Genomic DNA, 14434 nt, shown 5'->3' on the forward strand with positions numbered 1-14434 from the left:
GGAGACTCACCACAGTAATCACAAATCAATGAGCACTAATCTTAACTGAAATAAACTCAAATTCACTGATTAAATTCGACTATTTACGATTCTGCATCCACAAATAGTATTGCTAGGCTGAAAAAGGACCACGGCATAATCTTTGGTGTCATCCATATCTAACACCTCGATACTGAGATTGTGCATTTCCGAGTCATTAAAATGTAAGCTGCTGATATAGGATAGATATTTCATATGTTCTGGCCAATTTTTTTGCTTTTCAATTTCAGATTCCGTTTTCGTTTTAACGGTAACTTTATAGGTCATGCTATTGGCCTCAATACTGTCGACTTTGCCTTGCATTAAAATATTGCCCGCACTCGTACCGTCAATATTAAAGTAACGATAATTGATCTGCGTATTGTCAGCGGCAATCAAAACATCCACGAGTAGGTAAAATTTACCGTCACTGCTAACACTCGAGCTGCCGCTAGGATTGGCACTAGAATGGCGGTCGAATAATTCAGAGCTGCAATTTAAAATCATCGTCTGATTGGTAGCCGACTGTTTGTATATCACACCGCAGGCCATAATCAATGCCGACAAGATAACAATATTAATCGTCCACTTTAGCCATTTAGCCACAGATATTAACCTCCTGCAGCCAAGCAGCATCGATGAAGGTTTTCGGTCGAGTGAAATCACTGATTTTAATATTACGGATCACTGACTGACCGAGTTTTTCGCCTCGAAAAGTAATATTAAGCACTTGTTTATCATGGGACAAAGAAGCATAGACATCAGCCCAATCACTTTGACCGCAGGCGATTAATCCTGCACTTAAGCGCTCACCTAACTCGAAGAGTAAAGTGTTATTAGTATTGGAATCAGCAAATAAGTGTAATCGTACTTGCTGGCCAGAAGCCAAAGGTAATATTGAGGTCATAAGTGCTTGGGTTGGCTTGCTGTGATCCGTATGATTCAAATAAAACACCGAAAACGCTAACATAAACCCGAATAACACTAAGGCACTCCACAAAGGCACTGTGTGCAATCTGAGGTAATTAACACCTCTAAACTCAGTCCCATTAGATGGTTGGAGTAAATAACCTTGGCCTTTCACGGTTTCAATCAAGCCCTCATATTGAGGTCCAAGAAAGCTGCGAAGCATAAAAACAGCACGGGCCACAGAGGTATCAGTTAGCGGCGGATGCTTTCCATCCCCCGTCTTCAGCATGTGCTTAGAAACCAACTTACCTTGATGCTCAACAAGCAAATTAAGCACTTGTAACTCGGCTCGAGGAAGATGCCAAGATTCATCGCGAGACAACTCAATCAGTATGCCTCGTTCCCGATCAAACCTGCAGTCTCCCAATTGCATCAACATCCACTCAACTCCATAAAAACACAAAGTTAAGTCTATGCAAACTAACTAATGATTAATGTGATCTTGCTAACCCAAGTCAGCAAATAGTTAATTTTCGTGAGACGACCCCCAAGTTCAGCGCTATTAGGCAAAAACATGCGTTAACTCACAGGAATAAATGCCATTTAGCACATGGGAAATTCGGCATAAATTTACATAAATATAACAAATATCGGGACAATGAGCACCTTGCAATCTGTTTAGTTAATTAAAATGCAGAATTTAAGTCGGTTAATTCTATTTTAGTGACGCTATTTACCGCTCATGTAAAAGGCAAATATCCTCCGGCATAAATCACAATATTTATCTCAAGCATGCTTAGAATTTACGCCATCAATTTATCTTTAGCATTTGATAAATAGAAGTAATCCTACATAGAGGAAATACATAATGAGCATAAATAGACGTCAAGCATTAACCCGTATTATTGGTATTAGCACCGCTGCGGCAGGTGCAACACTCATGGGAACATCGGTTCTCGCGGCAACGAATGCCGATGGTCAATATCAATTAGCGATAGGAGAGAAACTTAAATACGTTCCACTTGATGCAATGGCAACAGCAAAACTGGCCTATGAAACGGGTGGTGGTTGTATGCACCAAGTTTTTCATGCCGTTGTGACTATGCTAGCCCAATCTAATAGTGCCGATGCAGACAAGTTCAAAACAATTCCAACGGCATTAGCCGCCTATGGTTTTGCAGGGGTAACGGGTCAAGGCACACTCTGCGGTAATCTTAATGCGATAGGCATGTTAGTGAATATTTTAGATGACATTAATGGTCACAATAACGCCGTGATAGCCAATACCTTCCGCTACTACGAAAATACAACGCTCCCTTTATCTTCACCTGAATTTGTTACTGGTATTGGCTCGACAGCAGAAAAAACGGCTCTTGTGGGCAGTTCATCAAAAGCCAAGAGCGTGTTATGTCACTCATCTATCAGTAACTGGTCAAAGGCTTCTGGCTTACCATTCGCGAAAAAAGGTGAACGCTGTTACCGCTTATCCGCGTCTATGGCTTATTACTTAGTCGATGTATTGAATCGTGCCTATCAAGGGGAGAATATCGGCGCCCTTGTTGGTAGTAAGCCAACACCAGATGCACAAGATTGCCAAACGTGTCACGGTAGTACTAGCACACTAGGCTCAGCGGCAAGTGTAAAAACAGACATGGAATGCACCACTTGCCATACAGGGCATTTCAATTAAGGAGACTGTGATGAAATACCCATTACTCACATTGACCCTCGCAACATTAATGCTCGTAGGATGTGGCAGTGACAGCAATAACACTGAGCCTGAAACTCCGCAGCCACCTCCCGTCGAAAATGCAATAAACATTGATGAAGCAACGCAGATAAATCTCAAGCTTGAGCAATTTGACTCGAGTACAGGGACAATTCAATTTTCACTGACGGATGCGCAACAAGAGGCGATCACTGCGGCTAAAACCTATGATATTTACTATTTTGGGTTCCCCGACAAAGCCAAGGAATCCTCGAATCCGAAGGCATGGAAACACTGGCATGTTACCCAAAATTATCGTTGCCAAAGTCTTGGAGAATGCAGCGGTAAATTAACCGAAGTCACAAGCGGTCAATATCAATTTGAGATAGCAGGCTTAGATTGGGCTCAGCAGGATCCAAGTGGTTCAGTGGCACAAATTAAAGTCGCGATTCAGATCTACGGTGCAAAAGCCAATAACGAGCTGGATTTAATCCAAGTTCTACCGCAATAATCCTTCCCATGACATATCCAAACAAATAGAGGCATCCATCGGATGCCTCTATTTTATTCATTGATATCTAGACGTTATGCGATTGAATTTTGTTAGATCGATGTTGTTCGCTAAATAATTCGCGATATTATCCGCTACAAAACGACTCACAAACGTCAATACAGCCCAAATGATGAATGCTCAGTACTTTTATTTAGAACATCGCGGCATTGAGCCACATATGTACTAAAATGCTCGCGATATAACCCAGCGCAATGACAGGTGTCCAACGCAAATGGGCACCAAAGGTGTAAATCCCCCTAGCTTGTCCCATTAACGCGACCCCTGCAGCACTGCCAATTGACAATAAACTGCCCCCAACTCCTGCGGTTAACGTTACCAGTAACCATTGGCCTAAGGCCATCTCAGGGTTCATCGTCAACACAGCAAACATCACCGGAATATTATCAACAACCGAAGACAACAGACCGATAGCCACGTTGGCATAGGTCGTATCCCAATTGGAATACAAAGCCTCAGATACTAAGCTCAAGTACCCCATAAAGCCAAGGCCACCCACACATAGCACTACACCATAAAAGAACAACAGGGTATCCCATTCAGCGCGGGAGATCCTGCTAAACACATCGAAGGGCACCACACTACCAAGTTGCTGCAGACGCTGCTCGTCCTGACGCAATTCAGCCTTTGCACGTTCGCGGGCAACGGAACGATTGAAGGTTTTACGCAGATAAAAACCAAAAAATTGTAAGAAACCTAATCCCGTCATCATACCCAATACAGGCGGCATACCTAAGAAGGAATGAGCACACACTGCCGTAGCGATTGTGAGTAAAAACAACGCAACAATTCGCTTAGCACCCGGCTTAGTATAAACATGCTCTTTTTCTGGCTCTGGCACAAAATGTGGAATAAACACACTCATAATGGCAGCGGGTAATGCAAAGTTCACTAAAGCAGGAATAAACAGATGGAAGAAATCGCTAAAGTGCACTAATCCTTTTTGCCACACCATTAAGGTCGTGATATCACCAAACGGACTAAACGCACCACCCGCATTAGCCGCAACAACAATGTTGATACAGGCTAGGGTGATAAACTTGCGTTGCCCTGCCCCCACCTTCATCACCACGGCACACATCAATAGCGCAGTCGTTAAATTATCTGCCACGGGTGAGATAAAGAACGCCATAAACCCCGTCAACCAAAATACGGTTCTTAGACTAAACCCACGGCCGACAAGCCAACCACGAATGGCATCAAACAAATTTCGCTCTTCCATAGCATTGATATAAGTCATCGCCACGAGTAAGAAGAGTAGAAGCTCAGCATATTCAAGCAAGTTATGTTTGAATGCAGTTTCCGACACTTCAGACATACCATTTTGTACATACACAAAACCTATCATGCCCCAGATAATCCCTGCCGCGACCAGCACAGGTTTCGACTTGCGTAAATGTAACGACTCCTCAGCCATCACCATTATGTATGCAAGTACAAACACAAAGACGGCAACATAACCCACACTCGAGGCGGTTAAATTAAGCCGTTCTATCCCTTCTGTCATAGCCCATGCTGCAGGTGAGAATCCGCTCAATATTGCAACGCAGAATAGACTCCATAACGCCATTCCACTGCCTTTAAACAACCGCTGTAATTTCATTAAAGTTCATCTCTACGTAGGAAATTAGTCGAAAATTACCATAGCTTCGGCATAGTAAATGTTGATAAAACGCAACTTTCTATGCATTACCCTATAACCAAAGGCATTTAAAACATTAATTTTTGTATAACTACAGCGATAACTAATAAAGAAACATTTAACTTAGTCTAAAAAGAGCCAATAAAAAAGCACCTCAAAGGTGCTTTTTAGTTTCTAATCAGCGTCACAGCATTAGAAGGAATATAACAAGGTCATATTGGTTTCTGTATCTGTACTTTTCTTATTATCCAACGGCTCGCTGTTGTAACGCACAATAATGGCAAACTTCATTGCTAATGCGCCGATAATATTCGCCGTTAACGAAGTTTCAGAACGGGCATCGAGCTTATCACCGTAATCGGCAACGAAACGTTGTTGGAATTTAGAGGTGTCAGTGATTTCGGTTTCAAAGTTGATCACGCCGTGAGCGACGACGCTGTCATTGGTGTCATGGCCTTCGATAAGTGCTTGCTCTGTATCAAGACGCTGATAGATATAACCTGGACCGACTTCGACATCTAAAAAGGTCTTACTAGTATCATAGAATCTATAACCATAACCCGCTGCGCCAGATAGCGTGTAATCATAACCTGTGAACGGATCAACTTCATAATTACCGTTAGCAAACAAGTAGCTACGATCTGTCATCTTGTAGTTACCTTGTGCGCCCGCTAAATAGCGTTTCGCGGTAACAGAACCTGTATCCTCTTTATATAAACCTTCGAGTAAGTACTGATTCTCCCAATCGCCAAGCTCATGCTTAAGATTTAAACGTCCTTTGAATGATGAGGTTTCAGTGTTACCTGTGGTTAAGGTTGCACCAAGCTCAGCTTCACCTGCGAATGTCTCATCGCCTTTTACAAAATCGGCCCCAGCTGTCGCCATAAAAGGTGCAGCCATTAATAGTGCTGCGGTCAGTACTTTCTTCATGTTTATCCGTTCCTGTTCCGTTAAATCCAATCCCTATAAATATCTGTTCGTCCCAGCGATGCTGAATAAGCACATATTAATAAGGGTTAGTATTTTCCCCTGAAAATCTGCGCGATATTAACATTTACGATTAAAAAATGAAAATTGCAGCTATTTTAAGTATAAAAAAACCCGCTTTAGCGGGTTTTTATCTCAGCGATAACGCTTACATATTGATCTTAGGATCTAACGCGCCAGACTGATACGCTTTATACATTGCTTGTAAAGACAATGGCTTAATCTTAGATGCTTGACCTGCACAGCCGAAAGCTTCATAGCGAACCGTACAAATATCGGCCATGGCTTCCATTGATGCTTTCAGGAATTTACGTGGATCAAATTCACTCGGGTGTTCAGCTAAGAATTTACGAACAGCACCCGTTGATGCTAAACGTAAGTCGGTATCAATGTTGACTTTACGTACACCGTGTTTGATACCTTCTACGATTTCTTCTAATGGCACACCGTAGGTTTCTGGGATCTGACCACCATATTGGTTGATGATCTTTAGCCACTCTTGTGGCACAGAAGATGAACCGTGCATCACTAAGTGAGTGTTAGGAATACGCGCATGAATTTCTTTGATGCGGTCGATACGCAGTACATCGCCCGTCGGTTTACGACTGAACTTATATGCACCATGGCTAGTACCGATAGCAATCGCGAGTGCATCAACATGGGTATCGGCAACGAAACGCGCCGCTTCTTCAGGGCTAGTCAACATTTGATCGTGACTTAAAATACCTGATGCACCAACACCATCTTCTTCGCCAGCTTGGCCAGTTTCTAAGCTGCCTAAACAGCCAATTTCACCTTCAACTGACACACCACACGCATGGGCAAATGCCACTGTACGACGGGTAACATCAACGTTGTACTCGTACGATGCAGGCGTTTTGCCGTCAGCCATCAAAGAGCCGTCCATCATGACTGATGACATGCCTAATTGGATAGAACGCTGACAAATATCAGGATCGGTACCGTGGTCTTGGTGAATACACACAGGGATATCTGGGTACTGCTCAAGAGCCGCTGCCATCAAATATTTTAAGAACTGTGGGCGAGCGTATTTACGCGCGCCAGCAGAAGCTTGCACTATCACAGGGCTGTCTGTTGCTTCAGCGGCCTGCATGATGGCACGCATCTGCTCTAAGTTGTTAACGTTAAACGCAGGCACACCGTATCCATGTTCTGCTGCGTGATCAAGTAGTTGTCGTAGGGAAATTAACGCCATTTTTTAACTCCAATAATAGGGTGATATCTATCACCGAGGTCGCTATCGTTTGGATGGATTTTTATACCCGCATTCAACTCTGTACCTTAAATAAACAACTTAAATTAAGCACCTTAGATGAATACGGGCGGTTTTTTTATAATTTTTTACTTTTTATCAAAGCTTTGATGTTATCAGAGCTTATCGCGGCGTCTTATGCGCCGCGTTTTTTAAAACTTAATGATTAAGCGCCGCGTTTTTCTAACATAGCAACAGCCGGTAATTCTTTACCTTCGAGGAACTCGAGGAAAGCACCGCCGCCAGTCGAAATGTAAGACACTTTATCGGCAATACCGTACTTATCAACCGCAGCCAAAGTGTCACCACCGCCTGCGATAGAGAACGCTTTTGAATCAGCAATCGCTTGGGCGATACGCTTAGTACCTTCACCGAATTGGTCGAATTCGAACACGCCCACAGGGCCGTTCCACACGATAGTACCAGCAGATTCGATGATTTTAGCCAGTGCTTCAGCGCTATCTGGACCAATATCGAAAATCATTTCGCCATCAGCGACTTCGCTAACCGATTTTAACGTCGCTGTCGCAGTTGGGCTAAACTCGCCCGCAACGACCACATCAGTCGGCACAGGAATATCGGCGCCACGGCTCTTAGCATTAGCCACTAAACGCTTAGCTTCGTCGATCAAATCCGCTTCATACAGTGATTTACCAACATTGTAGCCCGCCGCCGCGATGAAAGTATTGGCAATACCACCGCCAACCACTAACTGATCAACGATACCCGAAAGGCTTTCTAGCACGGTCAGCTTAGTTGACACTTTAGAGCCACCGACAATCGCCACCATAGGACGCGCAGGATTATCTAATGCCTTGCCTAAGGCATCTAATTCTTGTGCCAGTAATGGACCGGCACAGGCGATTGGGGCAAACATGCCCACGCCATGGGTCGATGCTTGGGCACGATGTGCAGTACCGAAGGCGTCCATCACATAGACATCACACAGCGCCGCCATTTTTTTCGATAAGGCTTCGTTGTTCTTACCTTCACCCACGTTGAAACGCACGTTTTCGAACACAACCACTTCACCCACGGCAACGTCAACGCCATCTAAATAGTCGGTCGCTAAACGCACAGGACAAGACAGGGCTTTTGCCAAATAATCGACCACAGGTTGCATAGAATATTCAGCATTGTATTCGCCTTCGGTCGGACGACCTAAATGCGACATCACCATCACAGCCGCACCTTTTTCAAGGGCCAACTCGATAGTCGGTAGAGAGGCGCGCAGACGTGCGTCACTGGTGACGACGCCGTTGCTGACAGGGACATTGAGATCTTCGCGGATAAGCACGCGCTTACCTTGTAGATCCAGATCTGACATATTGATAATTGCCATGGTAACGCTTCCTTTTATAATCAAAAAACAAACTGTTTCACACATAGCCGGTATGAATTGACTGCCGCTCGGCGCTCGACATCCCGTCGAATTGGCATAAATTCAGTGACCCACAAGTGAATAATCTACTTTTATCAGCCTCGCTTGGCCGCGATCATCGCCAAACTCGTATCTAACATACGATTGGCAAAACCCCACTCGTTATCGCACCACAGGAGTAACTTCACCAACTGACCGGCGCTCACGCGGGTCTGGGTACCATCGACAATACTGGAGCGCGGATCATGGTTGAAATCACATGAGACTAAGGGCTCATCAGTATAGCCTAAGATGCCGTTAAATCGCCCATTGGCGGCTGATTCCAGCACCTGATTGACTGTGGCAATATCGACGGTTTTTTCTAAGGTCACGGACAAATCGATGGCGGTCACGTTGATGGTGGGCACGCGCACCGAAATCGCTTCAAACTTATTTTTCATGTGCGGCAAGATCCGCTCAATACCGCGGGCAAGCTTAGTGTCGACAGGGATAATCGATTGACCAGCAGCGCGGGTTCGACGCAAATCATCATGGTAAGCATCAATCACTTGCTGATCGTTCATCGCCGAATGGATAGTGGTAATCGCACCGCTTTTAACGCCAAAGTGGCGATCGAGCACATCGATCACAGGCACGATACAGTTTGTGGTGCAAGAAGCGTTGGAAACCACTGTGTGTTCGGCGCGGAGTAAATCGTGATTCACACCATAGACAATCGTGCCATCGACATCCGCTGAGGATGGATGGCTTATCAGCACTTGTTTAGCGCCAGCATGAATATGGGCTTCGCAGCTTTGACGATCAACTAATACGCCTGTGGCTTCATAGACAATATCTATGTCCATCTCGTGCCAAGGGAGTTTTGCCGGATCGGGCTCGTGGAGGATTTTTATCGCATCGTCGCCAATCAGCATATGATCATCAACAAGCTTCACTTTGTGCGCAAACCGACCGTGGGTGGTGTCGTACTGGGTCAGATGAATAATGGCTTCAGGTTTAGCTAATTCATTAATCGCGACAATCTGCATTTGCTGCCGTTTTCCAGACTCATATAAAGCTCGGAGAATAGAGCGGCCGATACGGCCATAACCATTGATAGCGACTCGGATCATTGAGGTCTCAATTTCCTCTTAATACAAAAACGGCCTGCAAACGATTGCAGGCCGCATTATACAGATTAACACTTAAAAAGTTTAACCTTTTGTATTGAATCTAATCCCTTGAGCCATTAGCCCAATGATTTTGCAGCATTCAGCACATTTTCAACGGTGAAACCGAAGTGATTCAATAGCACGTTACCCGGCGCAGACTCACCAAATGTGGTCATGCCTACAACTGTGCCTTCAAACCCGACGTACTTGTACCAGAAATCGGTATGCGCTGCTTCAATAGCCACACGTTTAGTCACAGCACGTGGTAATACAGATTCTTTATACGCGGCATCTTGCTTATCGAACTCAGTTGTCGATGGCATAGAGACCACGCGAACGTGTTTACCTTGCTCAGTCAGTGCAGCGGCTGCATCCATTGCCAATTGTACTTCGCTACCAGTTGCGATCAGGATCAGTTCTGGTGTACCCGCACAGTCTTGCAGTACATAAGCACCTTTAGCCACGTTGGCTAATTGCTCAGCGGTACGCGCTTGCGCTTTCAGGTTTTGACGGCTGAAGATCAGTGACGTAGGTGCATTACGGCGCTCAATCGCAGCTTTCCAAGAAACTGCCGTTTCTGCCGCATCACATGGACGCCATACGGCCATATTTGGCGTCATACGCAGGTTAGCTAATTGCTCAACTGGTTGATGCGTTGGGCCATCTTCACCTTGACCGATAGAGTCATGGGTATAAACGAAGATGTTTTGAATACCCATCAGCGCCGACATACGGACTGCGTTACGAGCATATTCCATGAACATCATGAAAGTTGCGCCGTAGTTGATGAAACCACCATGCAGCGAAGCACCGTTCATAATGCCGCTCATGCCGAATTCACGCACGCCGTAGTAAATGTAGTTACCAGCTGGATCGTCTTGAATACCTTTAGAACCTGACCACAGTGTCAAGTTAGAACCCGCTAAGTCAGCAGAGCCGCCTAACAGTTCAGGCAACATAGCGCCAAATGCACCGATGGCATTTTGTGAGGCTTTACGGCTCGCAATACCTTCGGCTTTGTCCTGTGATGCTTGCACGAATGCCTGCGCTTTTTCTTCGAAATCAGCCGGTAATTCACCTTTCAGAACGCGACGCTCATATTCAGCAGCCAGTTCTGGGTGAGCTGCGCGATAAGCTGCAAACTTCTCGTTCCACGCTGCTTCACGGGCAGCACCGGCTTCTTTGGCATCCCAACCCGCATAAACGTCAGCAGGGATTTCGAATGGCGCATGTGGCCAGCCAAGGAATTCACGGGCTGCTGCGATTTCCGCATCGCCTAGTGGCGCGCCGTGGCAATCGTGGCTGCCTGATTTGTTAGGTGAACCAAAACCGATAATGGTTTTGCAGCAAATCATGGTTGGTTTATCAGTCACCGCTTTCGCCGCTTCGATAGCAGCACGGATTGCCGCACTATCGTGACCGTCAACACCGGCAATCACATGCCAGCCGTAAGCTTCAAAACGTTTTGGCGTATCATCGGTGAACCAGCCTTCAACATGGCCATCGATAGAAATACCGTTATCATCCCAAAATGCGACCAGTTTACCTAAACCTAAAGTACCGGCTAATGAACAGGCTTCGTGGGAAATACCTTCCATCAAACAGCCATCGCCGAGGAAGCAGTAAGTATAGTGATCAACGATATCGTGACCATCACGGTTAAACTGTGCCGCTAAGGTTTTCTCAGCAATCGCCATACCGACAGCGTTGCTGATGCCCGCACCGAGTGGACCCGTTGTGGTTTCAACACCTGGGGTGTAACCGTATTCTGGGTGACCCGGGGTTTTAGAATGCAATTGACGGAACTGTTTAAGCTCTTCAATTGGTAATTCATAACCAGTCAGGTGAAGTAAAGAGTAAATCAGCATTGAACCGTGACCGTTAGAGAGGATAAAACGATCTCTATCTACCCATTTCGGATTGTTCGGGTTGTGCTTAAGGAAATCATTCCACAGCACTTCAGCAATATCTGCCATACCCATTGGGGCGCCGGGATGGCCTGAATTTGCTTTTTGAACTGCATCCATACTTAACGCACGGATTGCGTTTGCGAGTACTTTACGGGAAGACATGCTCTCTCCTGCTTGTTTGTGGGGTCTAGCGGGCAATTTGGATGCATATTTTCCCCTACATGCCAGTGTGACGCAAACTAAAATTGCCATTCACTCAGCAAAAGATGGGCGAATATATACCCAAACAACCTGAAGATGCAGGATTCAGGTCGCTTGGGTATACAAGTCGCAGAAACAAGCCGGTCACTTTGCTAGCGTTTACTTGAGAGGGCATAGCAAGGATCACTTGTAATGGAGAAATAAATTTCTCAAAAACATAGCAAACTTAATACTATGAAATATAAGAAAAATAACCTATTTATGACTGAGCGTAGTCGTTTTCAGGTCACAATCTGAGAGGATTTTTTATTATCGGGGGTGATCGGCAATCGGATTTAAACTAAAATAGCCGTCTAGATGTAGATGCTTCTACACGTTTGAATGCTAACGACGAGATTTTCCTACTATGGCAAAGCACTTGTTTACTTCTGAGTCGGTCTCAGAAGGTCATCCCGATAAGATTGCAGATCAGATTTCTGATGCTGTGCTAGATGCAATTCTGGCTCAAGATCCAAAAGCACGCGTAGCGTGTGAAACTTATGTCAAAACCGGCATGGTATTAGTCGGTGGTGAAGTCACTACCTCTGCCTGGGTTGATATTGAAGAAATCACCCGTAAAACGGTGCGTGAAATTGGTTATACCCATTCAGATATGGGATTTGATGCAGACTCGTGCGCAGTATTAAACGCCATTGGTAAGCAATCACCCGACATCAATCAAGGTGTAGACCGCGCAGACCCTGCAGAGCAAGGTGCTGGCGATCAAGGGTTAATGTTTGGTTATGCCAACAACGAAACTGACATTCTGATGCCTGCACCTATCACCTATGCTCACGCATTAGTGAAACGTCAGTCTGAAGTGCGTAAAAATGGCACGCTACCTTGGTTACGCCCAGATGCGAAAAGCCAAGTCACTTTTGCCTATGATGATGGCAAAATTGTCGGTATCGATGCAGTTGTGTTATCGACTCAACACAGAGATGACGTTTCACAAGCCGACTTAATTGAAGGCGTGATGGAAACCATCATCAAGCCTGTATTACCGGCTCAATGGTTAAACAAAGACACTAAGTTCTTTATCAACCCAACTGGCCGTTTTGTTATCGGTGGTCCAGTAGGCGATTGCGGCTTAACGGGTCGTAAGATCATCGTTGACACCTACGGCGGCATGGCCCGTCATGGTGGTGGCGCATTCTCTGGTAAAGATCCATCAAAAGTGGATCGTAGCGCGGCATATGCTGCACGTTATGTGGCAAAAAACATAGTTGCAGCAGGTCTTGCTGATCGCTGTGAAATCCAAGTGTCTTACGCTATTGGTGTGGCAGAGCCTACCTCTATCAGCATCGAGACCTTCGGTACCGGTAAGGTGTCTGAAGAAGTGCTGATCAAGTTAGTACGTCAACACTTTGAACTGCGCCCATACGGTTTAACGGCCATGCTAGATTTAGCACGTCCAATTTATCAAGCGACCGCCGCTTATGGCCACTTTGGCCGCAGCGAATTCCCATGGGAAGCAACTGATAAAGCCGAAATATTGCGCGCTGACGCGGGTCTATAGTCTTAATTCATTTCAATTTTTACACTTAAGACCCATGAAAAACCGCTACCCAGCGGTTTTTTTATGTCTGACATTTAGTTAGATTAATAGTGCTAAGACAAATATGGCAAGATAAAAAGCAGCATATACACAGACCATTAGAGTGCACTGACCCCATGACCGATAACGCCATCTTATTACAGCAACTTCAATCTTGTGCATGGGCAGCCAATGTAGGTCTGCCAGAAGAAACAGCAAAGACATACGGTACATTAGAGGAGATCGCCGCTTTTCTTGAATCCGATCCTGAAGCCTTTTTTGAAACACCTTACGAAATCCACTATGAAAGCCTGTGTGTAACAGATCATGACTTGGCAAATTCGTTAAAAACAAAGGCAGTAATAAATGGTGTGCATACTTGGATTTCTGATAACGAAGTCGATGAAATTTCTAAGTCAGCTTACCTCGCCACTTGGAAAATTATTCCCGTTGCAGAAATATGCGCGCTGACATCCGATGACGCTAATACGCTCGCAACACTGCTCCTAGCTGACGTTAAACTTTCAGCCTTTACGAGTGAACGCCTATTTTGGTATCTCTGTGGAAGAATCCCCTTTGGTTATATTGGTACTTACCCAAACGGGCAATGGTTGATACTTTAGACTTATACGCTAGCACCTTTAATTTTTCTGACTTCATCTAGGGTCTATTGAGCTTTCGAGGATGATTTTTAGACAGCATGCCAATACTGATGCTAACCAATGCACGCTGGGAAACACTATTTCATTTAATGAAAAGCACAGGCCGTGTTTATGATAAACCTGAACATAGACAAACATTCGAAGGCATTCTTTACCACCTTCTAACAGGTATCCCTTGGCAAGATTTACCCAAAGAGTTGAGCCATTGGAGTACGGTTTTTAGAGGGTTTCATTTATGGTCTAAAAAGACATTCAGGCCTATTTACTCAAAGCTTTAGTGAAAATGGCCGACACGGAATGGGTCTTTATTGATGGCTCGATAGTGCGGACTCACCAGCACAGTGCAGGTGCACTGAGTAATGAGTAATGAGAGTTACCCTATTGTTTAATTGATAGTGGATACCTTTATCAAACGGGTAACTCTCAGTTTTATCTATCGCCCATG

General features: G+C 45.0%; 12 protein-coding genes and 1 pseudogene. 5 read left to right on the top strand and 8 right to left on the bottom strand.

What is annotated here, in order from left to right; genetic code table 11:
- Positions 1-69: 69 nt before the first annotated feature.
- Both KO537_RS10245 and KO537_RS10250 read right to left on the bottom strand, forming a co-directional pair.
- A complete protein-coding gene (locus KO537_RS10245) occupies positions 70-624 on the bottom strand; it encodes a hypothetical protein (RefSeq protein ID WP_113939813.1) in 555 nt (184 codons plus the stop codon).
- The gene (locus KO537_RS10250; protein WP_105250092.1) at positions 617-1366 is read right to left on the bottom strand and encodes a helix-turn-helix domain-containing protein; all 750 of its coding nucleotides are present in this window, start codon (positions 1364-1366) and stop codon (positions 617-619) included. Before KO537_RS10250 ends, KO537_RS10245 begins: the two co-directional genes overlap by 8 nt.
- A 429-nt stretch (positions 1367-1795) precedes the next feature.
- Between KO537_RS10250 and KO537_RS10255 the strand changes: the two genes are divergently transcribed.
- Positions 1796-2617 carry a cytochrome C gene (locus KO537_RS10255; RefSeq protein ID WP_168824862.1) on the top strand — a complete coding sequence of 274 codons (822 nt, stop codon included), beginning with the start codon at positions 1796-1798 and terminating at the stop codon, positions 2615-2617.
- A gap of 10 nt (positions 2618-2627) precedes the next feature.
- Positions 2628-3146, top strand: a complete 519-nt coding sequence (locus KO537_RS10260) for a hypothetical protein (RefSeq protein WP_219234424.1) — start codon at positions 2628-2630, stop codon at positions 3144-3146.
- A 193-nt stretch (positions 3147-3339) separates the two neighbouring features.
- Here the strand turns inward: KO537_RS10260 and nhaD are convergent, their stop codons facing one another.
- The 6 genes from nhaD to tkt all read right to left on the bottom strand — a co-directional run bounded on the left by nhaD (position 3340) and on the right by tkt (position 11712).
- A complete protein-coding gene (gene nhaD / locus KO537_RS10265) occupies positions 3340-4809 on the bottom strand; it encodes a sodium:proton antiporter NhaD (RefSeq protein ID WP_028761625.1) in 1470 nt (489 codons plus the stop codon).
- Between the two features lie 231 nt (positions 4810-5040).
- Positions 5041-5778 (bottom strand): DUF481 domain-containing protein, encoded by a 738-nt coding sequence (locus tag KO537_RS10270; RefSeq protein ID WP_219234425.1) that lies wholly within the window; start codon positions 5776-5778, stop codon positions 5041-5043.
- Between the two features lie 205 nt (positions 5779-5983).
- The gene (fba, locus tag KO537_RS10275) at positions 5984-7051 is read right to left on the bottom strand and encodes a class II fructose-bisphosphate aldolase (protein WP_028761627.1); all 1068 of its coding nucleotides are present in this window, start codon (positions 7049-7051) and stop codon (positions 5984-5986) included.
- Between the two features lie 223 nt (positions 7052-7274).
- On the bottom strand, positions 7275-8450 hold the full coding sequence (locus KO537_RS10280) for a phosphoglycerate kinase (protein ID WP_131525104.1): 1176 nt from the start codon (positions 8448-8450) through the stop codon (positions 7275-7277).
- 134 nt (positions 8451-8584) lie between these two features.
- Entirely contained in the window at positions 8585-9601 is a 1017-nt protein-coding gene (gene epd, locus KO537_RS10285; RefSeq protein WP_105250098.1) for an erythrose-4-phosphate dehydrogenase, read from the bottom strand.
- A 116-nt stretch (positions 9602-9717) separates the two neighbouring features.
- Positions 9718-11712 carry a transketolase gene (gene tkt, locus KO537_RS10290; protein ID WP_028761630.1) on the bottom strand — a complete coding sequence of 665 codons (1995 nt, stop codon included), beginning with the start codon at positions 11710-11712 and terminating at the stop codon, positions 9718-9720.
- A 445-nt stretch (positions 11713-12157) separates the two neighbouring features.
- Here tkt and metK point away from each other — a divergent pair, with 445 nt between their 5' ends.
- The 3 genes and pseudogenes from metK to KO537_RS10305 form a co-directional block, all read left to right on the top strand.
- A complete protein-coding gene (gene metK / locus KO537_RS10295) occupies positions 12158-13309 on the top strand; it encodes a methionine adenosyltransferase (protein WP_028761631.1) in 1152 nt (383 codons plus the stop codon).
- 155 nt (positions 13310-13464) lie between these two features.
- Positions 13465-13950 carry a hypothetical protein gene (locus tag KO537_RS10300; RefSeq protein ID WP_219234426.1) on the top strand — a complete coding sequence of 162 codons (486 nt, stop codon included), beginning with the start codon at positions 13465-13467 and terminating at the stop codon, positions 13948-13950.
- Positions 13951-14027: 77 nt separating this feature from the next.
- A pseudogene (locus KO537_RS10305) lies at positions 14028-14353 on the top strand (transposase); the annotation flags it as partial.
- Positions 14354-14434 lie beyond the last annotated feature (81 nt).

Source organism: Shewanella sp. NKUCC01_JLK (assembly GCF_019345615.1).
Classification (GTDB): Bacteria; Pseudomonadota; Gammaproteobacteria; order Enterobacterales; family Shewanellaceae; genus Shewanella; species Shewanella oncorhynchi.

Coding starts and splice junctions, on each gene's coding strand:
- KO537_RS10250 (WP_105250092.1), bottom strand. CDS start 1,366: ATGTTGATGCAATTGGGAGACTGCAGGTTTGATCGGGAACGAGGCATA.
- KO537_RS10255 (WP_168824862.1), top strand. CDS start 1,796: ATGAGCATAAATAGACGTCAAGCATTAACCCGTATTATTGGTATTAGC.
- KO537_RS10260 (WP_219234424.1), top strand. CDS start 2,628: ATGAAATACCCATTACTCACATTGACCCTCGCAACATTAATGCTCGTA.
- nhaD (WP_028761625.1), bottom strand. CDS start 4,809: ATGAAATTACAGCGGTTGTTTAAAGGCAGTGGAATGGCGTTATGGAGT.
- KO537_RS10270 (WP_219234425.1), bottom strand. CDS start 5,778: ATGAAGAAAGTACTGACCGCAGCACTATTAATGGCTGCACCTTTTATG.
- fba (WP_028761627.1), bottom strand. CDS start 7,051: ATGGCGTTAATTTCCCTACGACAACTACTTGATCACGCAGCAGAACAT.
- KO537_RS10280 (WP_131525104.1), bottom strand. CDS start 8,450: ATGGCAATTATCAATATGTCAGATCTGGATCTACAAGGTAAGCGCGTG.
- epd (WP_105250098.1), bottom strand. CDS start 9,601: ATGATCCGAGTCGCTATCAATGGTTATGGCCGTATCGGCCGCTCTATT.
- tkt (WP_028761630.1), bottom strand. CDS start 11,712: ATGTCTTCCCGTAAAGTACTCGCAAACGCAATCCGTGCGTTAAGTATG.
- metK (WP_028761631.1), top strand. CDS start 12,158: ATGGCAAAGCACTTGTTTACTTCTGAGTCGGTCTCAGAAGGTCATCCC.
- KO537_RS10300 (WP_219234426.1), top strand. CDS start 13,465: ATGACCGATAACGCCATCTTATTACAGCAACTTCAATCTTGTGCATGG.